Source organism: Microcoleus sp. w2-18bC1, from assembly GCF_036700365.1.
GTDB lineage: Bacteria > Cyanobacteriota > Cyanobacteriia > Cyanobacteriales > Microcoleaceae > Microcoleus.
Window position 1 is genome coordinate 12,198 of record NZ_JAUBOS010000049.1, and the last position, 24,862, is coordinate 37,059.

At 46.6% G+C, this 24,862-nt stretch carries 17 protein-coding genes; 13 read left to right on the top strand and 4 right to left on the bottom strand.

Annotated features, from left to right (window positions below; translation table 11 throughout):
- Nucleotides 1-540: 540 nt before the first annotated feature.
- Nucleotides 541-4,353 (top strand): chemotaxis protein CheB, encoded by a 3,813-nt coding sequence (locus QT979_RS21045; RefSeq protein ID WP_333311592.1) that lies wholly within the window; start codon nucleotides 541-543, stop codon nucleotides 4,351-4,353.
- A gap of 366 nt (nucleotides 4,354-4,719) precedes the next feature.
- Here QT979_RS21045 and QT979_RS21050 read toward each other — a convergent pair whose 3' ends face one another.
- Nucleotides 4,720-6,507, bottom strand: coding sequence for an efflux RND transporter periplasmic adaptor subunit (locus QT979_RS21050; RefSeq protein WP_333311593.1), 1,788 nt, complete (start codon nucleotides 6,505-6,507; stop codon nucleotides 4,720-4,722).
- Nucleotides 6,508-6,650: 143 nt separating this feature from the next.
- Between QT979_RS21050 and QT979_RS21055 the strand changes: the two genes are divergently transcribed.
- The 3 genes from QT979_RS21055 to QT979_RS21065 all read left to right on the top strand — a co-directional run bounded on the left by QT979_RS21055 (nucleotide 6,651) and on the right by QT979_RS21065 (nucleotide 9,273).
- Nucleotides 6,651-6,803: a hypothetical protein gene (locus tag QT979_RS21055; RefSeq protein ID WP_333311594.1), complete on the top strand. Its 153-nt coding sequence runs from the start codon at nucleotides 6,651-6,653 to the stop codon at nucleotides 6,801-6,803.
- Between the two features lie 115 nt (nucleotides 6,804-6,918).
- On the top strand, nucleotides 6,919-8,052 hold the full coding sequence (locus QT979_RS21060; RefSeq protein ID WP_333212216.1) for an AI-2E family transporter: 1,134 nt from the start codon (nucleotides 6,919-6,921) through the stop codon (nucleotides 8,050-8,052).
- A gap of 153 nt (nucleotides 8,053-8,205) precedes the next feature.
- Nucleotides 8,206-9,273: an ABC transporter permease gene (locus QT979_RS21065; protein ID WP_333212214.1), complete on the top strand. Its 1,068-nt coding sequence runs from the start codon at nucleotides 8,206-8,208 to the stop codon at nucleotides 9,271-9,273.
- 46 nt (nucleotides 9,274-9,319) lie between these two features.
- Here QT979_RS21065 and QT979_RS21070 read toward each other — a convergent pair whose 3' ends face one another.
- Nucleotides 9,320-12,742, bottom strand: a complete 3,423-nt coding sequence (locus QT979_RS21070; protein WP_333212213.1) for a PAS domain S-box protein — start codon at nucleotides 12,740-12,742, stop codon at nucleotides 9,320-9,322.
- A 493-nt stretch (nucleotides 12,743-13,235) separates the two neighbouring features.
- Between QT979_RS21070 and QT979_RS21075 the strand changes: the two genes are divergently transcribed.
- The 7 genes from QT979_RS21075 to QT979_RS21105 all read left to right on the top strand — a co-directional run bounded on the left by QT979_RS21075 (nucleotide 13,236) and on the right by QT979_RS21105 (nucleotide 19,422).
- Nucleotides 13,236-13,580 carry a hypothetical protein gene (locus QT979_RS21075; protein WP_333212211.1) on the top strand — a complete coding sequence of 115 codons (345 nt, stop codon included), beginning with the start codon at nucleotides 13,236-13,238 and terminating at the stop codon, nucleotides 13,578-13,580.
- A gap of 222 nt (nucleotides 13,581-13,802) precedes the next feature.
- A complete protein-coding gene (locus tag QT979_RS21080; RefSeq protein ID WP_333212209.1) occupies nucleotides 13,803-14,828 on the top strand; it encodes an ABC transporter permease in 1,026 nt (341 codons plus the stop codon).
- Nucleotides 14,806-14,973, top strand: a complete 168-nt coding sequence (locus QT979_RS21085) for a hypothetical protein (RefSeq protein ID WP_333086240.1) — start codon at nucleotides 14,806-14,808, stop codon at nucleotides 14,971-14,973. The genes QT979_RS21080 and QT979_RS21085 overlap by 23 nt, the downstream gene beginning before the upstream one ends.
- Before the next feature lie 63 nt (nucleotides 14,974-15,036).
- Entirely contained in the window at nucleotides 15,037-15,819 is a 783-nt protein-coding gene (locus QT979_RS21090; RefSeq protein WP_333212207.1) for a hypothetical protein, read from the top strand.
- 509 nt (nucleotides 15,820-16,328) lie between these two features.
- Nucleotides 16,329-17,390 carry a hypothetical protein gene (locus QT979_RS21095; RefSeq protein ID WP_333311595.1) on the top strand — a complete coding sequence of 354 codons (1,062 nt, stop codon included), beginning with the start codon at nucleotides 16,329-16,331 and terminating at the stop codon, nucleotides 17,388-17,390.
- A 251-nt stretch (nucleotides 17,391-17,641) separates the two neighbouring features.
- Entirely contained in the window at nucleotides 17,642-18,415 is a 774-nt protein-coding gene (locus QT979_RS21100) for an ABC transporter permease (RefSeq protein ID WP_333209321.1), read from the top strand.
- 107 nt (nucleotides 18,416-18,522) lie between these two features.
- The gene (locus tag QT979_RS21105; RefSeq protein ID WP_333209322.1) at nucleotides 18,523-19,422 is read left to right on the top strand and encodes an ABC transporter ATP-binding protein; all 900 of its coding nucleotides are present in this window, start codon (nucleotides 18,523-18,525) and stop codon (nucleotides 19,420-19,422) included.
- Between the two features lie 127 nt (nucleotides 19,423-19,549).
- Here the strand turns inward: QT979_RS21105 and QT979_RS21110 are convergent, their stop codons facing one another.
- Nucleotides 19,550-20,533, bottom strand: a complete 984-nt coding sequence (locus tag QT979_RS21110) for a GNAT family N-acetyltransferase (RefSeq protein ID WP_333311596.1) — start codon at nucleotides 20,531-20,533, stop codon at nucleotides 19,550-19,552.
- Nucleotides 20,534-21,242: 709 nt separating this feature from the next.
- Here QT979_RS21110 and pap point away from each other — a divergent pair.
- On the top strand, nucleotides 21,243-22,730 hold the full coding sequence (gene pap, locus QT979_RS21115; protein ID WP_333228550.1) for a polyphosphate:AMP phosphotransferase: 1,488 nt from the start codon (nucleotides 21,243-21,245) through the stop codon (nucleotides 22,728-22,730).
- A gap of 354 nt (nucleotides 22,731-23,084) precedes the next feature.
- Complete coding sequence (locus QT979_RS21120) at nucleotides 23,085-24,077, top strand: YdcF family protein (protein ID WP_333261583.1); 993 nt, start codon at nucleotides 23,085-23,087, stop codon at nucleotides 24,075-24,077.
- On the opposite strand, the gene QT979_RS21125 is transcribed toward QT979_RS21120, so the two are convergent.
- The gene (locus QT979_RS21125; protein ID WP_333080265.1) at nucleotides 24,074-24,418 is read right to left on the bottom strand and encodes a hypothetical protein; all 345 of its coding nucleotides are present in this window, start codon (nucleotides 24,416-24,418) and stop codon (nucleotides 24,074-24,076) included. The genes QT979_RS21120 and QT979_RS21125 overlap by 4 nt on opposite strands.
- Nucleotides 24,419-24,862 lie beyond the last annotated feature (444 nt).

Here is a 24,862-nt window from a genome sequence, read left to right on the forward strand (position 1 = left end):
TCAGAGATAGTTTACCTCGACGGGGCGGTAGCGAATTTGCGCTCGCCACAACCTGGCTAAAAACGAGATTAATTGCGGTTCTGTAGGATGTTATGTTTTTTTAGGTTGAGCTACTTAATTGTACTGTTTTGTTTCCCCACAGCTTTTCCCGATCGCCAATGCTTGAGAAGATCCCAAAAGATTCCGGTTGGAAGTTTATTGAGGAGTTGCCGCATTTAGGGAACTCCACTCGATCGCAAACATTCATAAAATTGCTACGATCGCAGAATCTGGAAAGTTCACTGATTGTCCACTTTTAACAGTACAATTAGCATAATTTATACGGGATTTCCCGTTTCAATCTTGTCCCCCACTAGGAAAGCTCGCAATCCCAAATAAGAATTTTAAAATCGATTGAGCGCGCCGACCGAGTTCGCGTAGAGATTATATCGGCAGGTAGATGACTCATTATCCATTTTGATATATATATATATATATATATATTAAAAATAAAGGCAATATAACTATATTACGCCGCCAGGAAGCTATCTGGTCAAAAAAATGAGTCAGAATAAGTATCCCAAGAAATCTCGACCTAAAGCTGGTATCAAAACTGATAGAAAGCCGCACAACAATCAAAACGATTTATTTCCTGTAGTCGCAATAGGAGCATCTGCGGGTGGATTGGAGGCCTTTATCCAATTACTGAGCCATTTGCCGATCGATACCGGCATGGCGTTTATAATAATTCAGCATATGTTGCCGAATCAGGGAAGTGGGTTGAGTTTGATTCTGGCTCGATCGACCCTGATGCCCGTGCATGAGGTGACAGATGGGATGCTCATAGTACCGAATCAGGTATACGTTATCCCCGCGAATTTCAGCATGACCATCGAGCGATCAGTGCTGAAGCTAACGCCTCGCGGCAAACGAAAGGGGGTATTTATGTCCGTCGATATTTTTATGTTTTCCCTCGCCGAAGAACGGGGGAACAAATCCATCGGCGTCATTTTGTCCGGGGGCGATAGCGATGGTGCCCAAGGGTTAAAAGCGATTAAGGCCGCAGGCGGTATTACTTTTGCCCAATGTGAAGATACGGCACAAGTTAGCAGTATGCCGAATACTGCGGTGGCTACGGGTCAGGTAGACTTTATCTTGCCACCGCAAAAAATAGCCTATAAAATAGCAGAGATCGGCCGTCATCCCTACATGAGTGATCTGCCTTCGACAGAATCGACCAGCAGCGAGGATGCGATCGTAAGCGAAGATGCGATCGCAAGCGAAGATGCGATCGCAAGCGAAGATGCGATCGCAAGCGAAGATGCGATCGCAAGCGAAGATGCGATCACCTTGATCTACAGTTTGCTGCGGGCGGCTACAGGAGTTGACTTTACTCACTACAAGCAAACCACCTTGAAGCGACGGATACATCGGCGGATGTTGCTCTACAAGCTCGAACGGATCGAAAATTATGCCGAATATCTCCAAAACACCCCGGCAGAACTAACGGCGCTGTATCACGATGTCTTAATTCATGTCACCAGCTTTTTCCGCGACCCAGAAAGCTTTGAGGCCTTAAGCAGCACTGTTTTTCCCGCAATCGTCAAAGATAAATCGCCGAAAAAACCGATCCGAATTTGGATTGCCGGCTGTTCAACGGGTGAAGAAGCTTACTCGATGGCGATCTGCTTGCTAGAGTTTTTAGCAGCTCGATCTACTAACTTGCCGATTCAGATTTATGCCACAGACATCAGCGAAAATGCGATCGCGATCGCTCGCACTGGCTTTTATACCAATGCCCAAGTCGCCGATATTTCACCCGAACGCCTAAATCGGTTCTTTGTCCCAGTCGAGGGCGGATACCAAATCGCTAAGCCCGTGCGCGAACTCTGCGTCTTTGCTAGACAAAACCTGATCGCCGATCCGCCCTTTTCGCGGATGGATTTGATTACCTGTCGGAACGTGCTGATCTATCTGACACCCCTGTTGCAGAAAAAACTGCTGCCAATGTTCCACTATGGGCTTGGGCCCGCGGGCTTTTTGCTGTTAGGCACTTCGGAAACGGTTGGAGAGTTTTCATCAATATTGTTTGCGGTATTCGATAAAAAGAATAAAATTTATACTAAAAAACAGGTAACGCATTGGCTTAGCATGGATTTAAATGCTAGCAACTATCCTCTGACACCACCCAACCCACCAGCGCAGCACACGGAAAGATTGGAGGAAATCGAAATGGAGAAAGAGGCCGATCGCATTGTTTTGAATCACTATGCCCCTGTCGGGGTCGTGATTAATACAGCCAGCGAGATTCTGCAATTTCGAGGACAGACAAATGCCTACCTAGAACCGGCTCCCGGTAGAGCGAGCTTTAGCCTGCTGAGAATGGCAAAAGAAGGATTGCGCGTGGAACTGCGTACTGCAATTCAAGAAGCCTCACATCAGAAGCAGCCGATCGCACGGACAGGCTTCCAACTTAAAGACGGTACTCGCCTCCGGCAGGTCGGAATTAATGTGATTCCATTCCAAGCCGGCGCTGTGGCAAAAGACTATTTTTTAGTGTTGTTTCAAGAGGAGTCCCCGATCTCTGGAATGCCTACTGCTGCTAACGAGGAGAGAGTCAACTCTGATGCTTCACAGGGTGAAAGTGAGGAGATTGCAAGGCTGCTACAGGAACTGAAAACGACAAAGGAACATCTCGGAGCGATCGTCCAAGAACATCAAGCCGCTAATCAAGATTTGAGAGCCGCCAACGAAGAGATTTTGTCGAGCAACGAAGAGTTGCAAAGCATGAATGAGGAACTCGAAACGGCGAAAGAAGAGATTCAGGCAACAAATGAAGAACTCAACACGATTAATGACGAATTGCAGCGGCGCAATTTGGAATCGACTGAGGTGAGCAACGATTTAGAAAATCTCCTGACTAGCATCAATATTCCGATCCTGATGCTAGGAAATGACCTCCGAATCCGCCGGTTTACTCCCGCAATTGAAGGCATCTTCAACTTGATTTCTGCCGATGTCGGGCGGTGTTTGAGCGACATCACTCACAAGTTGATAGTACCAGACTTAGAGCAATGGATTTTAGGGGTGATCCGCACGCTCAATTTGAAAGTTCAGGAGGTTCAAGATCGAGACGGTCGTTGGTACGATCTGCATATTCGACCCTACCGGACGCTCGACCACAAGATTGATGGGGCTGTGCTGATGTTGGTGGATATCAACGAGCTAAAAGTGAGCGCCCAGCATTTGATGGAAGCGAAAAATTACGCCGAAACGATCGTGGAAACCGTGCGGGAACCATTGCTAGTGCTAGATCTCGACCTGCGGGCGCTCACTGCCAATCGTTCTTTCTACGAGACGTTTCAGGTGATGCCGAGCCAAACTGAGCACCGATCATTTTTCGATCTCGGTAATGGACAGTGGAATATTCCCAAGTTGCGATCGCTCCTCAAAGAAATTCTGGCAGGCAATCCCCAGTTTAAAGATTTTGAAGTCGAGCATGACTTTGAACACATCGGGCATAAAATAATGCAGCTCAATGCCCGCAAAATGCCTCCGGTTGGCGATACACAGATGATTCTGCTGGCGATCGAGGATATCACGGAGCAAAAACAGTTCGAGAGAGAACGCAGCCTTCGGATTCAAGAACAATCGGCTCGTGTCGCTGCTGAGGAGGCTAACCGCGTCAAAGATGAGTTTTTGTCCGTCCTCTCTCACGAACTGCGGACGCCGCTCAATGCGATGATTGGCTGGGCACAGTTGCTGCGCCTGAAAAAATTTGACGAGGCTAAAACCCAGGAGGCGCTAAAAACGATCGAGCGCGCCGCCAAAGCACAAAACCAGCTCATCGATGACATCTTAGACGTTTCGCGGATTACCACAGGCCAATTTCGGCTCAATGCTTCTGAAGTTGAACTCAATCCACTGGTTGAAAATGCGATCGGGGTGATTCGTTTCGCCGCAGAAGCCAAAAATATTCAAATTGAACCCAGGCTAAGCCCTTTAAAACCAAAGATTTTGGGCGATCCAAGTCGCTTACAACAAGTGGTGTGGAATCTACTTTCAAACGCGATTAAATTCACCCCAGCCGGAGGAAGAATTGAGATCGCATTAGACTACATGGATAGAATCGCTCAAATCCAAGTTAGCGATACTGGTAAAGGGATTTCCCCTGATTTTCTCCCCTATGTGTTCGATCGCTTCCGTCAGGCGGATAGTAGCTACTCTCGCAGAGACTCTGGATTGGGGCTAGGACTGTCGATCGTGCGTCATTTAGTAGAACTCCACGGCGGTACTGTTACTGCCACAAGTGCGGGTGAGGGACAAGGGGCAACGTTTACCGTGAGGTTGCCGCTACGAACAGATATCTCGTGATTGTTGACTGTTGATTGTTGACTGTTGATTGTGAGTCAAAAAAATGAAAATTGCGCGACTTATTTGTTGGCAGCTTAATTCGACTTGATCAGGACGATGAAGCGCGGATTTTCTATCATTCCGGCGCAACCGCAATTGATATTATTTCTAATCTTATCTCCTCATCTGATATCGTTTCCGGTTGCATCACAATAATAAAATCGAGTCAACATTTAACACTCAACCCTTGAGTTTTTCCACCCCGCCTTCTACAGTCAACAGTCAACACTCATTGGGGTTGCATCACAATAATAAAATCGAGTCAACAATCAACCGTCAACCGTCAACCGTCAACAATGATAAGGAGTGCTACCGGAATCGATATAACTATTGAGCAACCTTAACCCCAGCGCCATCTTTAAGAAAACCAGCGCCACTAACAACCACCCGATCGCCCGCCTTCAAACCTTTTTTAACCACCACCTTAGCAGCAGTCAAATCGCCCACCGCACCCCCGGAAATTTCCCCTATTTCCACGGGTTGAGCCTGCACCTTGTCCTCGCCGACAAGTTTATAAACAATAGAACTGCCGTCAGGTTGCGGCAAAATAGCTTTAGCGGGGACTTTCAAACCTTGAGCCGTTGCCGTCGCAATGGATGCGCGCAAAAACATTCCCGATCGCAAAAACTCACTTGCCGGCAAATCAATCTTCACCGTAGCTTGCCGATTTTGCGGGTCAACTACCGGCGAAATCTCTCGCACAGTTCCTGACAACTTAATCCGCTTGTCAGAATCGGAAGTAATTTGCACTGCTGTTCCCGGCCGCACTTGCGAAACCTGACTTTCCGGTACTTTCAATTGCAGTTCCAGCTTGTTGCCGCGAATAATCGAAAATAGTTTTTGACTTCCCGAAGAAACATCGCCAACTCGACCAATTCTTTCAGCCACAGTACCACTATCCGGCGCTCGAACAATAGTTTGTTCTAATTGAGTTTGTAACTGTTTGACTTGTGCATCATTGCTGCGGACACTTGCTGCGTTATTTCCCACATTTGCTCTCGCACTGCTGACACTCGCTCCGGCCGTATTCACTTTAGCACGAGCGCTGCTGAGGGCTGCTCTAGCCGTACTGATATTAGCTTCTGCCGTAGCTACTTTAGCAAGAGAAGATTGCACTTCTTCTGCTGCTTTATTCTGTTCTTGTAAAGCTGTATTCAAGTCAGCTTTAGCTTTGTTCAAGTCTTGAACAGCAGTCTGCCGTTCCGTTTTTCGCCTTTCTAAATCTTGCCGACTAATTACTCCCTGAGAAGCCAAATCTTGGGTGCGATTTACTTCTCTTTGAGCTTGATCTAATTTAGCCTGAGCGGAGGCAATGCCGGCTTTAGCTTGAGTGACACCAGCTTTAGCTTGTTCCACACCGGCCCTTGCCTGCCCGACGCCTGTTCTGGCTTGCGCTGCGTCAGCGATGGCTTTTTCAACGCCAGCTTGGGCTTGAGCAACGCCGGCTTGGGCTTCTTGTTGGGCTGACTCGGCTTGCTGTACCTGAGCTTCGGCTTGTTCTACCGTAGAATTGGCTGATTGTACTCCCGCAAGGGCTTCGGCAATTTGCGATCGTAGTACCGAATCGTCCAAAACCGCCATCGTCTGACCTTTTTCTACCGCATCCCCTTCATTCACTAACACCTGCTTGATTTGCAAACCGTTGGCTTGTGGTAGCACTGGCAGTAAGTCATAGGCTGCCACGGTGCCCGTCGCTTCCAGAGTTTCACCCACCTGGGCAGATTCCACAGGCGCCACTGTCACCGTCGGAGCCATTGCCTGCTGAGTTGCCGATGGAATTGGAGCGGCAGGAGGCGAACTCTGATTGCCCCCAGTCAATTTTACTGCTAGTAACGTTGCAGCCACGCCAATCCCTGCGCCCGCCAACAAGGCAGGCCACCTGATTTCTTTGGGGGGCCCAACTTCCGTTGCTTCTGGTTCCCAAACTTGTTCCTCCTCGATTTCTGGAACTTCCAGCGCAACTTCTCGTTCATCATCCTCACCGGAGAATTGCCAGTGAGAGTTGTCTGAGACTTCACTTTCAGCTACATCCACTGCTGAGTTCCTGTCGTGCCCGCTCTCCACGGGGGTAAGGGGTTGCTTTTCTTCCGCTTCTGAAAAAACTTGATTGGTCACGGTAGTTCCTCTCGCCGCTATTAGCCTGTGGTTTTTTTATTGTAAAGAAAGATTGCGGTTTTTATATTTGATTCATTTTAGCGGATAGCCTCAGCAATCCCGCGTCCCCCTTTTGGGTGAGTGCGGCGTCATTTCACCCTACAATGGCGAATAGATCGGAGTTTGTGCGATCGATATTTAATTTGATCTGCGTGCGGGGCATACTGAATATTCGCGCGATGGGCGATCGTCGGGGCGATCGGGCTGGCATTGTCTCTCCCCAAGTGGTTTGGTCGTCACCTATCTATCAATGCTGAGAAAACTCAGTCTAATCTTGAACTGATTATTCCTAACTTCTACTCTCATGTGTTTACTGTATAATACGGCACATCTGCTGAAAAAATTGTGCCACTTTATTTAAAAAAAATCAAAATGAATAGTCTTTTTTCTCCCCTCCAACAGTTTCTAATTACTTGGCTGCTAGTGCTAGTGACGGGATGGTTTACCCTGACTGCTGTCAGTTATGTTGGGGAACTGGTCAGCATTTTAGTAACAGCGGGACTCATTGCATTTTTATTAAATTATGCAGTAAAAAGACTGGAAGTATTTTTGCCGCGGGGAGTAGCTGCAGGACTGGTTTATTTAACTGCGGGTGTGATAGTAGTAGTAATCGGTTTAACTATTGTGCCGCCCGTGTTCAGCCAAGCGAGCCAGTTGGGGGTGAGGTTCCCGGATTTATTGGAGTCGGGCCGACTGCAGCTAGCTGAATTTCAAGCCTGGAGTGCCGAGCGCAATTTGCCGTTTAACGTGCAAATATTGGAGCAGCAGTTATCAGCGAAAGTGCAGGAACAAGTGCAGGCGCTCGCCGGTACGAGTTTAGGCTTAGTTGTCGGTACTGTTAACTGGTTTTTGGACTTGATTTTTATTGTGGTAATTTCCTTTTATATGCTCCTAGACGGGCAAAGAGTTTGGCAGGGTTTGACCAGTATTTTTTCCCCAGACATTCGCTATGTTTTAACAGAGACTTTGCAGCGAAACCTCCAGCGATTTGTATCGGGACAGTTATTGCTGGGACTCTTGATGGCCATCTCGTTGACTCTGGCTTTTTGGTGGCTGCAAGTTCCGTTTTTTCTGTTGTTTGCGGTATTTATAGGGTTGACGGAAATAATTCCGTTTATTGGAGCAACTTTGGGAATTGGCACTGTTAGTATAATTGTAGCCTTTATTGATTGGTGGCTGGCGCTGCAAGTGTTGGTAGTGGCGATCGGTCTCCAGCAAATCAAGGATAATTTAGTAGCTCCCCGAATCATGGGCAATCTCACCGGATTAAGCCCGGTAATTATTTTCACAGCTTTGCTGTTAGGAGGTAGAGTAGGAGGATTGTTGGGAGTTATCCTGGCAATTCCGCTCACTGGAGTAGTAAAAAGTATAGTAGAAATTGTACTCAATCCCAAATTGCCACCCCAAACAGGCTCGTTTTTCTACAATCCTTTTAGCGGCGAGGAATTAGGGAAAATACCAGAAGATGAAAGTAGAATAATCTTGCTCGCAGATGAACAAAAGTAGTCTAATGTTTGTAGTAAGTAATTCAGTTGGGAAAACTTTTATAAGTCAGCAATTAACTTTTGGCTGCTGAGTCCATTAAGAAAAGACTAAAGTCTATACAAAGAACTTTAGTTTTGATTACTAGCCCACTTAAAACCTCAAACCTAAAAACTTATGAAATGGTGGCAAAATCTTAGAAACAATCCTCTAGCTCGGTTGGGAGCCGTGCTGCTGTTAATTTTTTATACAGTCGCACTTTTGGCCGAATTTGTGGCACCTTACGACCCCTACGACTCTCAATTAAACGGTTCATTGCTGCCGCCCACTCAGATTTATTTAAGCACCCAAGATGGGCGCTTTATCGGGCCCCACGTTTATCCGACTACTCAGGGCCCGGTGGATGCTAATACCGGCGCTCGTGAGGTAATTGTAGACTGGCAAAAACCCTCTGCTATCGGTTTGTTTGTCAAAGCTTCCCCCTATAAGTTTTTAGGAGTTTTGCCACTAGACAGGCACTTGTTTGGTACTACAGGAGGAGGTCAAATTAACATTTTAGGCACGGACGAACAAGCTCGCGATCAATTCAGTCGCTTAGTACACGGCAGCAGAATTAGCCTCAGCATCGGTTTAGTTGGCATAGCAATTTCTTTCCCATTGGGATTATTGATCGGAGGCATATCTGGTTATTTCGGCAGTTGGATTGACAGTATTTTAATGCGCTTCGCCGAAGTATTGATGACGATTCCCGGTCTTTATTTATTAGTAGCGCTAGCAGCAGTATTGCCACCAGGATTGACAAGTGCTCAGCGATTTATATTGATTGTGCTGATTACTTCATTTATCAATTGGGCGGGTTTGGCGCGGGTAATTCGCGGTCAAGTACTGTCAATTAAACAACGAGAATTTGTGCAAGCGGCGCGGGCAATGGGTGCTAACCCAATTTATATTATTGTCCGCCACGTGTTGCCACAAACTGCTACTTATGTAATTATTTCTGCTACTTTGGCGGTTCCGGGTTTTATTGTGGCGGAGTCGGTTTTGAGTTTAATTGGCTTGGGAATTCAACAGCCCGATCCTTCTTGGGGAAATTTACTATCCCTGTCTACTAATGCTTCAATTTTAGTCTTGCAGCCTTGGTTGGTTTGGCCTCCGGCGATACTGATTATTTTGACTGTTTTGGCGTTTAATTTATTGGGGGATGGGTTGCGGGATGCTCTCGATCCGAGAAGCATTCAAAGGTAATTGGGAGTTAGTAATTTTTAGTTTCCAGGCAGAGCCGGTGTAACAGTTATGCACCGTAATTTTGCGGATTAACAGGTAAGCGAATGGTAAAAGTAGAACCAACACCCTCCTGACTTTTTACTGCTATATTGCCACCCATCATTAGGCAAAAACGCTGGCTGATTGCCAGTCCCAAACCGGTGCCGCCGTACTTGCGGGTAGTGGAAGCGTCGGCTTGGGTAAAGGGTTGGAAAATGTGCTGCAACTGGTCGGGAGTCATCCCAATTCCTGTATCTGTACAATTAACAACTAAAAATTCTTTACTAGCAATTGAAGATTGAGAACTTGCCGCAGGTTCAGAAGTGTTTTCTTGTTTTGCTTCGCTGCTGTCGTCGGCAATTTTTTCTCGGCTGGCTGTGAGGGTAATTGTACCGTTTTGAGTGAATTTGGCGGCATTGCTCAGCAAATTCAATAAAATCTGCTGCACTTTGGTAATGTCACCGTGCATAGTGCCGATATTCGTAATTTGATCCAAGTTTAGAGTATTGCCGTTTTTCTCAATTAGCGGCGTGGCAGTAGATGCTACTTCTTCAATCAAGGCGGCGATGTCGAAGGTTTCTAAGTAAAGATCCATGCGGCCGGCTTCGATTTTAGAAATGTCAAGAATGTCGTTAATTAGCGATAGCAAGTGTCGGCCGGAAGTGCGAATTTTGTCTAAATCTGGGGTGAGTTCATCGTAACCCAATTCTTCGGTTTCTTCTTGGAGCATTTCGCTGTAGCCGATGATGGCATTCAGAGGTGTTCGCAGTTCGTGGCTCATGTTTGCCAAAAATGCGCTTTTTGCGGTGGAAGCTGCTTCGGCTGCTTCTACGGCGAGTTGCAAGGCGGATTCAAAGACTTTTCGATCGCTAATATCCTCGACGCTGCCTTCATAGTAGAGTACCTCGCCGTCGGCGTCGCACACTGCACGCGCACTTTCGGAAATCCAAATTATCTTGCCGTCAACGCGGTAAACTTGTGACTCAAACCCCGAAACTTCTCCGAATTCTTCCATCACCTGCATAAACTTGTCCCCCTGCTGAGGATTGACGTAAGCTTGCTGCCTGATGTTTGTGAGATTTGATGTCAATTCTTCGGGAGTGGCGTAGCCATAGATGCGGGCTAAAGCTGGATTTACGCTCAAGAAGTGACCTTGGGGGGTTCTTTGAAAAATGCCTTCGACGGCATTTTCAAAGATGCTACGATATTTTTGTTCTGCTTGACGCAAAGCGCTTTGTGTACGATCGCGCTCGCTCGCTTCGAGCGCCAATGATACCAAATCTGCTAGGGAAGCAGCAAAATTTTGTTCGTCTAATGTCCAGTTACGAGGAGTTCCCACTTGTTCGATACAGATGACTCCGACGGTTTGTCCTCCCAGCCGCACCGGCGCATCTAAGGTTGATGTAGTCCCCACTTTTGCAAAGTAAGATTCGGCAAATTCTCTGGTTCTCACATCTGAGAGTGCGTCATCGGCTGCGATCGTCCGGTGTTCTTCCAAAGCTTTAAAATAAGCTGGATAGTCTGCTGCTGCGAGTTCATTACCCTGGGAATGCTGGTGGTTGCTGCGGTAAAATTGGTCGAGACATTGCAGTTTCGATCGGCTTTCATCGTACAACCATGCTCCGGCTCGTTCTGCATCTAGGGTATGAGCCGCCGCTTCGGTGATTTGCCTCAAAGCTACTTTTAAATCACCTCGATAAAGTGCTTTATTTCTTGCCAATTCTACTAAAACCGTATTTTGTTTGAGCAATTGTTTTTGCCTTTGCCGTCGCGCCGATTCGGCTCGCTTCTGTTCGGTAATGTCGCGGATTACGCAAATTACGGATTCTTCTGAAAGTGGCGAAATGCTGGCGGCAAAACAAACTTCGCGGTCGTCAATGGTTAAATCGTACTCGATGCTGACAGTTTGCTGAGTATCTAAAGCTGCTCGGATGTGGTTGATAAAATTGTCGGCTGTAGCTTGCGGAAACACATCTGTGACTGTTTGGCCAACTAATTCTTCGATTGGTTTATAGAGCAGAGAAAGATTTGTGGGCGCGATTTTTAAATAGCGACCGCTGGCATCCACAACTATAATTAATTCGTTCATAGCTGCGAACAAAGCCCGCAACTCTGCTTCGGCGGCTTCGAGTTCGGCAGTCCGCTCTGCTACTCGCTGTTCTAAACTAGAGTTTGTTTGTTCTAGGGCAACAAAAGACGCTCGCAATTGTCGCGCCATTTGGTTGAAAGACTGAGCTAGGAGACCGATTTCTTTGACTCCTTGAACTTCGACTTGGCCGTCTAATTCTGGGGAGGTGAAGTCGGATGATTCCGACATTTTTTTTAAAGCTTTGGAAGCTTCCAGCAATCGGGTAATCGGTTTGACAACCCAGCGAGAGGTGAAAATTCCGAGTACGATCGCCAGTACGAAGGCAAAAAAGCACAATAAGATAGTTGTGCGAGTGTTAGCGTTAATTTGCTCCATAAAGTCGGCTTCCGGGATGGCGACTACAATCAGCCAATCGAGGCCGCGACCGTCTTGCAGGGGAACAACGGTAATGAATTGACGTTTGCCGTCTATCTCGAAGGTAAACTGTCCTTTGCTGTCAATTTGTTCAAAACTACCAAATCGTTTTTGCAAGTATGTGGAGGCCGATCGAATTAGCAAATTTTTGCTCTGTGTCGCCAACAGCCGTTTTTGTTCGCCTTTGTCGGTGACAAAGGGCAATTCGTCTGTGGAACTGGCGACTATTTCCCCGCTGCGTTCGATCGCAAAAACTTGTCCTGACGGGCTAATTTTAATGCTTTTAAGAAAATCGCTGATTTGAGAAAGAGTCAGGTCAATTGCCAGTACCCCCTGCAGGTTTCCTGTTTCATTGTAAATAGGCCTCACCGGCGTAATCCCCAGAACTGGCGAGGCTGCGAAGGGGTAGATGGGAGACCAAGAGGCTTTTCCTGACTGTTTGGCAGCTTTGTACCACGGTCTAGTACGGGGGTCATAGGGGACGGTTTGGATTAGCTCAGTGCGATTTCCTTGGCTATCTAGGCGATAAATTTCGCGGTTTGGAGCGGTTGATTCGTCTCTGATGTATACTAAGTTTTCTGCTTCTCGCTTGAGCAAGAGGAATTTTCCCTGTTCGTCACCGTAGTAGATGGTTGTATTTCGATCGCTCAGCTTGGTCTGGTTCCACAAATAGCGCTCTAAGTTGGGGAGGTCTTCCGGGTCTAAGTTTCCAGAGGCGATGGCAGCACTATTCATTTGCAGGAACAGGTGAGACACATCCCCAAAACTGCGGAAATTTTCTTTCGTCCTCGCTGCAACTTCCAAGCTTAACCTCGTAGCAAGGTCATTAACAGCTTTCTGGCCGTTGCGAAACGACAGCCATCCAGTCACGCCCACTGCTACGGAGATTTGCACCACCAGCGGTATCAACAAAACTAGGCTCAGTGACATCTTGGGCGAGCTTTTCATCACACAACTGCTCAGACTTTTCAATAACATCAATATTTTGACAGATACCGACTTTGCGTATGCTTGTTGTAAATTCCCTGAACCTAAGCTACCACTAATCTCGGCGGTATTTGAGAAAACCTAGCAACTTGGTGGCTCCAAAAATACCACTGCTATTCTCTTGTCAGTTGAGTTGAGGGTGGCGAGGCGGACAACTGTAAGTAATTTAACAATCTTTAGAAAGTAGGTTGGGTTTCGTACCTCCACCCAACCTACGTGAAAATACTGCTGGAAAAATACCGATCATTGTTGAGGATTACGATTGCGATAAATGTAAACAATTTAACAATCTTCCCTTTGAAAATTTGCTATTAATAAAATAAGTTGGCAAAATCCAGAGCAAACTATCGGGAAAAATTTAAGCGTAGGCGATTTTGCGCCAACGATAAATTTGAGTGTTTTCAGCTTTTTGGACGATCGACATTTGGGCAAAATAATACTTCTGGAGGATGACATGAACTATACATTTGAAATCCTGGGCGTATCTCCAACTTTAACGTTTTTCAACCAGCAGCAGGAATTGCTGCAACAACGGCAGCCTTCCGGTGTAGAATACTTGGCAAACCGAAAGTGCACTCTCGATGCGTTTGTGGCATCCGTAGAGAAAGTTTCTCCTAACCGCGGCTGGGATGTCGATCGAGTTGTAAACACCGTGATTAGTTTCTGGATGAACAATTCCGATAGCATCCAGTATTGGAGACACAGGCTGCAGGATGCCGGCAGCGAAAACTTGTTAGTAGCCAGAGTAGGCGATATCAAGTCTTTGCAAGCTGCATTTGAATCACTGCTAGGGGAATAAGAAAATCGGGAATTGCGAAAAAGTCGATCGGCTTTTTCGCTAAAACTGATATCTGGAGCCATTCTCAATCATCCTTTCATGGCGGGCGAGGAGCAACGGTTTAAAATAAAATTTATCTGTTGTGGAACAGGCATCTTTCCTGTTCTTGAGAATAGTGCAAGATGTAAGTAAAATCCAGTCAACTGTCTATTTTCAATTTCCAATTCTCAATTCCCAAATATTATGTCTCGTTCCAAAGCCCTGCAATCTTATATTTTTCTCCGCTTGCTTCTGGCACCGCTAATGTTGTGGACAATCACCACAGCAGTATTTTTATTGTTGCGCGCTACTCCAGGCGACCCCATAGATGCCATTCTCGGCTCACGAGCTCCCGCAGCCGCCAAAGAAGCAATGCGAACTCAACTCGGCCTCGACGCACCCCTGTGGCAGCAATATCTCAACTACATGAAAGACTTATTCAGTCTGAACTTGGGAACATCCATCACCACTCGCGGACAAACCGTGTGGCAAATTATCGGAGACTATTTCCCCGCTACAGTCGAATTAGCAGTTTGTAGCATGGCCATAGCTTTAATTGTCGGCATCAGTATCGGTTCCCTGGCAGCATCCCGCCCCAACACTATTTTCGATGCTGTCGGTCGTTTGTTTGGCATTATCACTTACTCGCTGCCCGCTTTTTGGGCCGGCATGGTTTTGCAATTAATTTTCGCGGTGCAGTTGGGATGGTTCCCCTTGGGAACTCGCTTTCCCGTCACATTCCCCGCCCCCGAAGGCTACACAGGACTATACACTATTGACAGTCTCCTGAGCGCTAACCCTGGTCAGTTTCTCACATCTTTGCATTATTTGGCACTTCCGAGTTTGACCTTGGGGATTCTTTTGAGCGGCATTTTCGAGCGCATTGTCAGGGTGAATCTCAAGCAAACTTTGCAAGCAGATTATGTCGAAGCAGCTAGAGCTAGAGGCATTCCAGAATTCCAGATTTTATGGGCTCACGCTCTGAAAAATGCACTAATTCCGGTGATTACTGTCTTAGGATTGACTTTTGCTGCACTGTTGGGCGGTGCTATTTTAACAGAGGTTACTTTTTCTTGGCCGGGGTTGGCAAATCGTCTTTACGAAGCGATTAGCTTGCGGGATTATCCAACTGTTCAAGGTATTGTGGTGTTTTTTGCGGCAATTGTCGTAATTGCCAGCATTGTAATTGATATTTTGAACGCTTACGTTGACCCGCGAATTCGGTACTAAAAATATCAAGGAAGAAGGGCAACGGATGCGCGACTGTTGCACTTTCGCCTTTTTCTACCTGTACTTTCTGTCTGCGCGAGATGTTGCAGCCAGCGGTGGGCCTGTAGAAGCAGTTGTCAAAAAGATCGATCGGCTTTTAGAGTGACGACACTTGGCAATTTATGGGCAATACTGGAGAAAATAAAATTATACATTTGAGGAAACGCTGATGAGATTATTGCGAACAATCGCCGCTCTATCGGCGGCCTTGACCCCACTGATGGCTGAAGCTGCCTTTAGCCGTCCCATGCCGGGAACAGCCGATTTTCCCAGAGCCTCAAACCCCGATGTAAATGTGCCGGTTTGCTTCATCGAAACGCGAGGCGGCACAACTTTTGATTTAGTCAGCTTGTGCGGCAGCAATGCTTCTCCCCAAAACACTAATCCGGTTGCGGGCAACCCCGCCAATGCTCCTGCAAATAACCCCAATGCAGGCACTCCTCCGCCTCCTCCCCCGAACCCCAACGCCATCACCAGAGATGCTGTCGGCACCCCGATAACTACTCCAACAGGCACCGCAAATCCCAACAATCCCAACAATGCCAATCCGGGAACTTCGCCCGCAGGTACTCCCAATGCCAATCCGGGAACTTCACCCGCAGGTACTCCCAATGCTAATCCGGGAACTTCACCCGCAGGTACTCCCAATGCCAATCCGGGAACTTCACCGAGTACCAATCCCAATAATCTCAATCCGGGAAGTTCGCCCTATATCACTCCCAATAATGCCAATCCGACAACTTCGCCGAATACCAATCAGAATAATCTCAATCCGGGAAGTTCGCCGAGTACCAGTCCCAATAATAGTGCGTCTCCCACGGGTGGAACTGCTGGCGACAGCAACAGCGATTTAGTTCCCAATCCCAATCTCAATCTTCCGAGAGTGCCGCCGAGTTCCTTTAGCCCCGGAGGCCTTGCACCGACTAGAGATGCGATTGATGGCCCCCGCTAGTAATAGGCGAAGTGTCAGAACTTTCATCACAGAAACCGGGTTTCTCGGAAATGTTCTCTTTTTCATGGATATTTCACCCGCGAGAAAGCCGGAATATTTATTTGCCTGCATAATATTAATGTCAGGTGCGATCGCCCTATTTTGTAGCAGAGTAGCGAAATAAAAGTTAAGCTAAGAACTTGTAGACGCTATTAGCCAAGCACTCTTTTAAAACTGGACAACCAGGTAGAAGCAGTGATAGATAGCTAGCTTTAATCCGTCACAGGATTAGTTATCAGCACAGGTTAAAATTATTACCAGGCGGGTGCTTGCCAGCTCCAAGTTCTCAAGCTAAACCATTCAACAGGCATATTTTTGTTAAGCCAGTGTGGTTGGGAAAGTACCGGCTGATAACATTAGCGAGACAAAATTAACCCGATTATTCGGAGGCTCTTCATGAGCAAAATATTTGTTTTAATAAATTGAAACAAAATTGCTCTAGACCCGCTCGCACTTGAGGAGGACATCTAGTGTCAAACTTAGTTCAACGTTTAGAAATAACCGCTCATCCGCAACTGGAAAAATCCCTCGGCTATCGAGGAGATAGTCGCTGGGTAGCTTGGCGCTGGGAACCCGACATCGACCAACTTATTTCCAGCGACGGCAAAACAGTCGGCACGGGCAATAATATGGCTTGGCTGGTGTTTTTGCAGCACGATTTAGTCGATCCTGCGGTACAAGAGTACAACCTCGGCGAGGGCGATCGCTACTGGCTGCTTTTAGACACCGAAACTAGAAATCTCTACGTCGGCGAAGGGAAAACAGTTCAAAGTCTGCTCGAACAGCCGGAAAGTTTAGGTTTATTGGCCTGTCTCGATGGCGGGAATGCCGATCGCACTGGTGAAACTTGGCAGCAAACCCTATCTCAACTAACAGCAAAACCAGTTGTTCGCCACCTCACAAATGCCCTTCCTTTCGGTATCGCGGCCGCTTTGATAGGTGCTTTAGGCATCGGCACCGGATTGTGGGTAGTGCCAACTGTGCAGCAGAAACTAGCCGAAAAAACAGCTTTTATTTCCCCAATTAGTTCTGGCGCCAACTGCGGGCTTGGCGGTTCCGACGATTTTTCAGCTTATATCGGTTCGTCAAGCGGAAATAAAGAACTTCATTTAATAGGCGTTTACGAAGCCAATGCGGATCACAAGAACCGAGATTTATCTAAAAGTGCGTTAGCGAAGCCCTCGGAGAGGATCGAAGTCAAAGTAGAACGCCGAAACAAGCCAATAATTCTCGCGCTTTCAGCTTATGAACCCGTGCAATGGAACATTACCGCAGAACCGGGCGCAGTAATCGAAAAAATCATTGTTAACGGATACCACAACCAAACTGTTTCAGGAGTTTCGGGAATTCCAATTGAAGAGCACAGCTACGAAGAAACCGGAGACAATCTCGGCGACTTTATCTACAAGTGGGGTGCTACCGCTGACAGTTCCAATACTTCTTCCCTCGTGACTAAATTGGAACAGAGAAACAGCACCAGTTTAACTTCTTTTCAAGGATGCTACAGAGGTAAGAACTTTAGTATTAATTGACAGCAGCGACAGAGGGCGACAAGTTATACCATTTTCGATTTGCTGGGAATAACTGATTCGATAGGGGTTTAGAACTTGTTACTGTTCCGTTCTTTTTTTTAACTGGTGCTAAAACCTATCCCCCTAAAATCATAAAACCCGCGTCTGCGGGTTTTTTATTGAGAGTTTAACTTATTGGCATCTCTATGGTATGATATCCGGTGGCGTCATTACCAATTCCCAATTCTCACAACAATATTAATAGATTTCTTATGAAATACTGGTACGAAACGCTCGCAGTAGCGCAGCGAATTTTAATTGAATTGGGGAGGCGGCGACGCAGCTTAGTCTTGTGGAGTATATTTCCAGTTTCTATCTTGGTAATTAACGGTTTAATTTTAAAAGAACGCGCTAATCTCAGCACAGCAAAAGCCTTTGAAACTGCTGCACCTGCCAGCTTAGTAGGAGCAGCTTTATTTTTTAGCTGTCTCGGTGGTAGCGTAGCAACAGTAGTAGCAGAGCGAGAACAGCATACCCTCAAACGCTTGTTTATTTCCCCGCTGAGCGGCACTTCCTACTTTTTAGGAATTTTCCTTGCTCACAGTTGCATCGGCATCGGTCAGGTAATTTTAGTATACACGATCGCCTCTTGTTTAGGAGCAAAATTTCAAGGCTCAATCCTGTTAGGATGTGCGATTATTCTGCTCAGTATTGTATCTTATGTAGGTGTAGGCTTTATTCTCGGCACCCAGTTTGCGAGGCGCACTGAAGATGTCAACTCGCTAGTAGCGGCTTTCGGCGTTCCTTTGTTGATTTTAGGAGGCGCATTTTTGCCTACTTCGCTGTTTCCCAAAAGTCTGCTGGATCTCGCCCAGTATAACCCAGTTTATCACATGAACGAAGCGCTGATGGGTGTGTGGGCTGACGGCAAAGATTTGGCTGATATTGCAGAACACTTTTGGTATTTATTCATATTTTCTATTGCCATGATTGTAGGTGGATGGCTTTCTTACCGCAGGATGCTGAGAGTAGAAAGAAGACTTTAAAACTATCTCATTATGTCCTAATTCTTCATCTCTCTCTTCTCTTCCTCTGCGGTTTAATCGTTCAGAAACAACCGTAAATATATAAAATAATACGGAGAATTAAAGCAGTGCTGCAAATTGAAAATTTAAATAAGTCTTACGGCGAGCGTTCAGTGCTTAAAGATTTAACACTGCACATTCAAGCTGGAGAAATTTACGGTTTGCTCGGATCAAACGGGGCAGGAAAAACTACTACTATCAATATTTTATGTAATTTGCTAAATGCCGATAGCGGTCAAGTTTCTATCAATGGCGAACCTGTTTCCGAAGCTACAAAATTGTTAATAGGTGTAGCGCCCCAAGAAAATTTGCTTTACAAAAGCCTTAGCTGCGAAGAAAACCTCAACTTTTTTGCTCAAATTTACGGCTTAGAGCGCAAGCAGCGGCGCTATCAAGTAAGACACTGTTTGAAAGCAGTAAATTTGACAGATAGAGCTACAAGCCCCGTGGAAACTTTGAGCGGAGGAATGCAGCGCCGTTTGAATATTGCGGTAGCTTTGGTACACCAGCCTAAGTTAGTAATTTTAGACGAACCGACAACGGGTTTAGATATTGAGGCCCGCTATGAAATTTGGGAGTTAATTCAGCGATTGCAATCGGAAGGAATTACAATTTTGCTGACAACTCACTTGTTGGATGAAGCTGAGCGGCTGTGTCACAGGATTGGGATTTTAAAGAATGGCAGTATTGTGGCGGAGGGCAGTTTGGAGGAGTTGCAAAAACTGATTCCGGCCCAAGAGATTATCGTCGTAAAAACCGAGGAAGAAGCTGAAGTCATCGCCCGCGCTAAACAATACAGTTTCATTCCCCGCCGCTACGGTAGCGATTTAGCTTTTTGGCTGCCGGAACGTTTAGAATTAAAAGAGATTATTCTGCTGTTCGATGGGATTTCTATTGATTCAATCGCTCGGTATCCGGTGCGGTTAGAACATATTTATGTCGAAGTCACCAAACAAACTGCATCTTAAATATGCGTCCATCAGCGTACATCCGCCCGGTGCGCTTCAAAAACCAAAGAAACCGGGTTTTTTGCCATTTTTGGCGACTGTAACGCACTATCTCGCAAAAACCCGGTTTCTGACCACCCTAACGGGTTTACACAGTCTTAGCCCACTCGATCCAAGTTTCCATCGGGTGGAAACCCACTGATTTGTAAAGCTTTGTTGCCCCCGTCAAACTGTCAGCATCAACGCTGAGTTTAGCTGTGTTTGCACCCGCTGCTTTCAACTTATGCAAACCAGCTAATAGCATCGCTTTTCCTAAACCCATTTTCCGAAAGTCGCGCCGCGTACCCAACAATTCAATCCAACCGTCTTTTGTGCCACTGCGGGCGTTTTTTTGGGGTTTGATTTGACAGTCGCAGAAAGCTGCAAATTTTCGTGAAGCGAAGCTATCCCGCAGAGAATCGCCCGAAACAGCAATCAAGTCTAATTCCGGCTTATAATTCGGATCTTGCATCCAATAACGCACGGTTTCGGCAGTTAAATCGTGGTGATTCCAGTGATCGATAAATGACTGGTTGAACATTTCTACCCAGGGTTGGATGTCTTGTTCTCCTGATACGTGTGTCAGCACAAAATCTGCGGGAAATTCGGGTGTTGGTATTGGTTCAGCGAGGGATCGGGCCATTGTCCAAAAATAGCGATCGACCTCAAAGCCCTGTTTTTTTAAAAGCATGATTTCATCTGTTTTATCCTCCCGGCTGTAGGTACGCAATTTCGCGGGCAAGTTCCGTTCTTTCGCCACTTCGCGCAGCCGCTTTTCTCCCCACTTAATTATGTCTTTTTCTAATCCTTCGCCCCGGAAATTTGGATGCACATAAAACCACAGACAAGCGTCTATTTCAGCCGGGAAATCTGGTATATCTAGGAGTGACAAACCGATTAGTTTGTAATTACCATCTTCCCACAACTGCACGTCGCGGGCTTTGTCGAGTTTGGGTGCATCAAGTATTAGCTTGAGTTCAGTTGCTGACACTTCTTCGCCGAGTCGATCCACTGCTTCGCAAGCATCGATCAAATTTGCGATCGCGCACCAGTCAGTTTCGCCCTTGTAGGAGCGTGTTGTTAAGATATTCATAGAAAACTTGCAATCCGTAACTTCGGACTGTTCCTCTTAATGGGTATTGGCAAACAAGTACAGTGAATTTCTTGCAAAAATCCGAGTTTTTGATGCTTAACCGCAGATAAACGCGGATAAACGCGGATGTAATGCAGATTTATTGTGGTGTCGATAAAACTCAGAAACCTGTTTATATCACCCAGGCTTTCAGGTTTTATCTAATTAGGCAATCATAAAAATTGGTTTGCCCCTTCGGGCTAGTTTTGTATGTGAGTTTATGGCTGGATGTCGATGAGTCGCGCTCTCTTTCGTTACCAAGCTTGGTGCTTAAGTAACTATTGTTTGAATAAAGTTTCTACAGCTAAGTAAAGAAGTTGTCACCCCCACCGGGTAGTTGATTTTTACTTTTGCTCTGTTTTACAATAAATCCTTTTTCACGGGTTTTTGGCTCCTCCTGTTAACTCGCCCGATCGGGGGAGGGGAGAAATTGAACTTATTTAAAAGTTCCCTATTTCAACTATAACCTGAGCTGTTTTTTTTTGCAAGTTTAAAATCGAGGGGTTCTTGCTAGTATTAACGAGGCTGGCATTTGATTGCAGGAGCGCTCCGGCTTTTAACCAGCCGTAACTGTAATTTATATAACGTTTTTGCCTGAGTTGATGATTTAATTTTATCCAAACGTTAAACTAACGTTAAACTGTTTTTTACAGATTAATATGAGGTAAATATGCTCGACAACCTCGATTTAGATATTTCGCTGGATAAAGAAACCTATGATGCCAAGATAGAAATTTTAATGCAACAGTTGCGATCGCTCCAACTAGCCTGCTGGGAAAAAAAATTGCCCGCAATTATCGTTCTCGAAGGCTGGGCCGCTGCCGGCAAGGGTGCTTTAGTCAAACAAATGGTAGGGTACATGGACCCGCGGGGGTTTGCCGTCCACCCGATTTGGCCGCAGTCAGATGCAGAAATGGGCTATCCTTTCCTGTGGCGGTTTTGGCAGAAACTCCCCGCCCGCGGCAAAATTGGTTTTTTCTACCACAGTTGGTACACTCACATTTTAGAAGACCGATTGTTCGATCGAGTCTCCGACGCCCAAGTACCCACAGTCATCAGGCAAATCAATGCCTTCGAGCGGCAGATGGTTGATGACGGCGCCGCAATTGCCAAATTTTGGATTCACTTGAGCAAAAAAGAACTCAAGCATCGGCTCAAAAAACTAGAAAACGACACCTTACAAGCTTGGCGAGTGCGACCCGAAGATTGGAAACAAGCCAAAAAATACCAAGAATACACAACTTTTGCCGAAGAAATGGTAGCCCAAACCGGCACGGGCCCCGCACCTTGGACGCTAGTAGAAGGCGATTGTCAGCGGTGGGCGAGAGTCAAAGTTTTAACGCAAATGGCAGCGACAATTACAGAAGCCTTAGACAGACGAACGATGCAATCAGCACCGATACAATTGCCGCATCAAGAACACTTACAACCTACTGAACCCGACTTGCTGGCCCAAGTAGATTTAACTCAATCGTTGTCGCCCGACGAATACAAACAGCAACTTCGCGAGGAACAAAGCCGTTTTGGGAAACTGCAACAAAGTATCTACGAAGAGGAAATCCCCGTGTTAGTGCTGTTTGAAGGTTGGGACGCCGCCGGTAAAGGAGGAGCAATCAAACGCTTGACGGATGTATTAGACCCCCGCAGTTACACCGTTAATGCCTTTGGGGCGCCGACAGACGAAGAAAAAGCGCATCAGTACCTCTGGCGGTTCTGGCAGCGGCTGCCAACTGCTGGTAAAATCAGCATTTGCGATCGAAGTTGGTATGGTAGAGTGCTCGTCGAGCGAGTCGAAGGATTTGCCACCGAACCCGAATGGCGCCGAGCTTATCAGGAAATCAACGAATTTGAGGAGCAACTCACCAGTTTCGGTTGTGTCTTAGTTAAATTCTGGCTGCACATCAGTCCTGACGAGCAACTAAAGCGGTTTACAGAGCGGCAAAACAATTCATTTAAACAATACAAACTCACCGAGGAAGATTGGCGGAATCGGGAAAAGTGGAATTATTATGAAGTAGCGGTGAATCAAATGATTCAGCGCACCAGCACGCCGGCTGCTCCCTGGACGCTAATTGCGGCCAATAACAAGTATTATGCTCGTGTTAAAGTAATTCAAACGGTAACGCAGGCAATTCGGAATCAACTGAAGCGCCGATAAATTGGGATTGCTGAATCGGTAACAGGTAATGGGGAAAAAAGTAGGCAGAACAAAGCAGGCTTGAATTGTCAATTCCACCTGCGGCGTCCTCGCTCCATTACCAATTACCAATCAACTATTACCAGTTATCAATTACCAATTAACAGTCAGCAATCTGTGACTGGAAGTAGCGGGCTTGCACCCTGCAACCAATAGTTGATAGCTGACCGGAATCGAGCATCAGAATAAATGCGATCGGACTGCGTTATTCGCGAAAGTTAAAAACCCACCGATGCCCGTATTTCCTCCCGCAGTTAAATTCGCGCTCGTTTCCACACTTCCGTACTAATTTATGAAGACACAGAATATTGCAAGATGCCAGAACTGTTAGCTCGCATTCTATTTCTATTCCTCCTGTTCTCACTGATCAAATCGTGGTGGGATCAATCAGGAGGTAAAGACAATCCGTTATTAGACCGACTGCGCGTTTTGCTGCTGATCAGCCTTTTGTTCCTGGCTTTTTTTGCGCCAGACACACCAGTCGGAGCAGCGATTTTCGGGCTCATAGCCTTCTTCTTTAAGCCGTTGGGTTTTTCCATCACTCTGCTGGTGATTGCGTCGGCGCTGATCACGAACGGGGGCATCCGCAACCCGGCGCCGAGAATGATCCTGGCAGCGCTGCTAGTTTTGATCCTTTCGAGTATGCCAGTTGTCGCTTACTGGTTCGCCGACCAAGCAGAACGGGACGCCGCTGCTGCCGTCCGCACAGCTTGCTGCGATGAAACTGCCGCGGCGATAGTTCTCCTAGGCAAGGGAACCACTCAGCCTCACATCCCCAACCGAGTAGCGATTCAACTGACAGATACAGGTAATCGCCTGCCCTATGCTGCCGTTTTGTACCGCCAAAAAGTGGCACCGATGGTCATCGTTACCGCTGGCCCCAGACCCGAGTTGGAGGGTTATGTTGGGGAAGCGAAGGATATCGAGACTTTGCTGGCAAACAACATGGGCGTGCCGCGGAGCAGTATCGTTTTAGACGATAACGGCAGCAACATACGCACCAGCGCTGAAGAAGTGAGAAAGATACTCGACAGCCGTGGCGCCCCGCGCAAAGTAATCCTGGTAACATCTGCGATTCAGATGCGCCGTGCCAGCCTCGCTTTTGCGAATATGGGAATCCAGGTGATTCCTAGGGCTACCGACTTCTACACTTTTCAACCCACATCAGGAGGAAAATCCAGACTCCGCTTAGACGCGGGAGATTTTCTGCCCAGTGCAGAAGCTTTGGTAACTACGACGCGAGTATTCGATGAATATTTCGGGTCTTTTTATTACTATTTGCGCGGCTGGCAGGCTCCCAGAGCCTAAAGTGGCAAGTTGCTGGTGTTTTTCTTAGGCAACAGCGACTGCTCCCCAGATTGGTTTAACATCTGATGAGAATGAGACCTTTGTGGGGAGCTGTATTTTTTTCTCATTCCGGCGGGGTCGCCGACAATCAAGTTTGCCATGAATGCAAACAATACCCAAAAGATAACTGGCTCCCACTCGGATTTTTTGGGCGGTGCTTCTGGGGTTGTGACAGATTCGACGTTGACTTTGATATCTAGTTTGCCTTCAATTTCTTTGCCTTTGAGAACTCCCTCCTTGCACACACCCTTAAAAATCATGGGAGCGGGCTTTGGTGCTTCTGCTTTCGCTTCATCTGCCATTTTTTTATCCTGGTTTTGGTGAATCCGGTTGGATAGTACATTCTTAAAGGTTCGGGGGTTTTCCGGACAGGATTTCGCGAACTCTGAAAGAATTAAGTTAAATATGCACCTCGCCCCTTACAGGGGCTTAAACATAAGCATCTGAAGGCATTTCGAGCTAGTGCTGGTTTTTTTTAGATAGCAGCCTGGCCTTGAAGCTGCTACTTATATATCGGGGTGAAGGGGAGATGTTTATGCAAAGTACAGGTTTTTTATGAAAAATTTATTTGCTCCCGGTGGGCAGAAACGTCAATAGCCTGAAGTTCGAGCTTGGTTGAGATCCCCGAAGAAACCCAGTTTCTTCCCGCAGCGGGCCCAAGTGACGCAATTCCGTTAATAAACCGGGTTTATGGCTCAATATCGCGCCAGGAATACCAATCTAAAATTTAAAATGATCGAAATAAT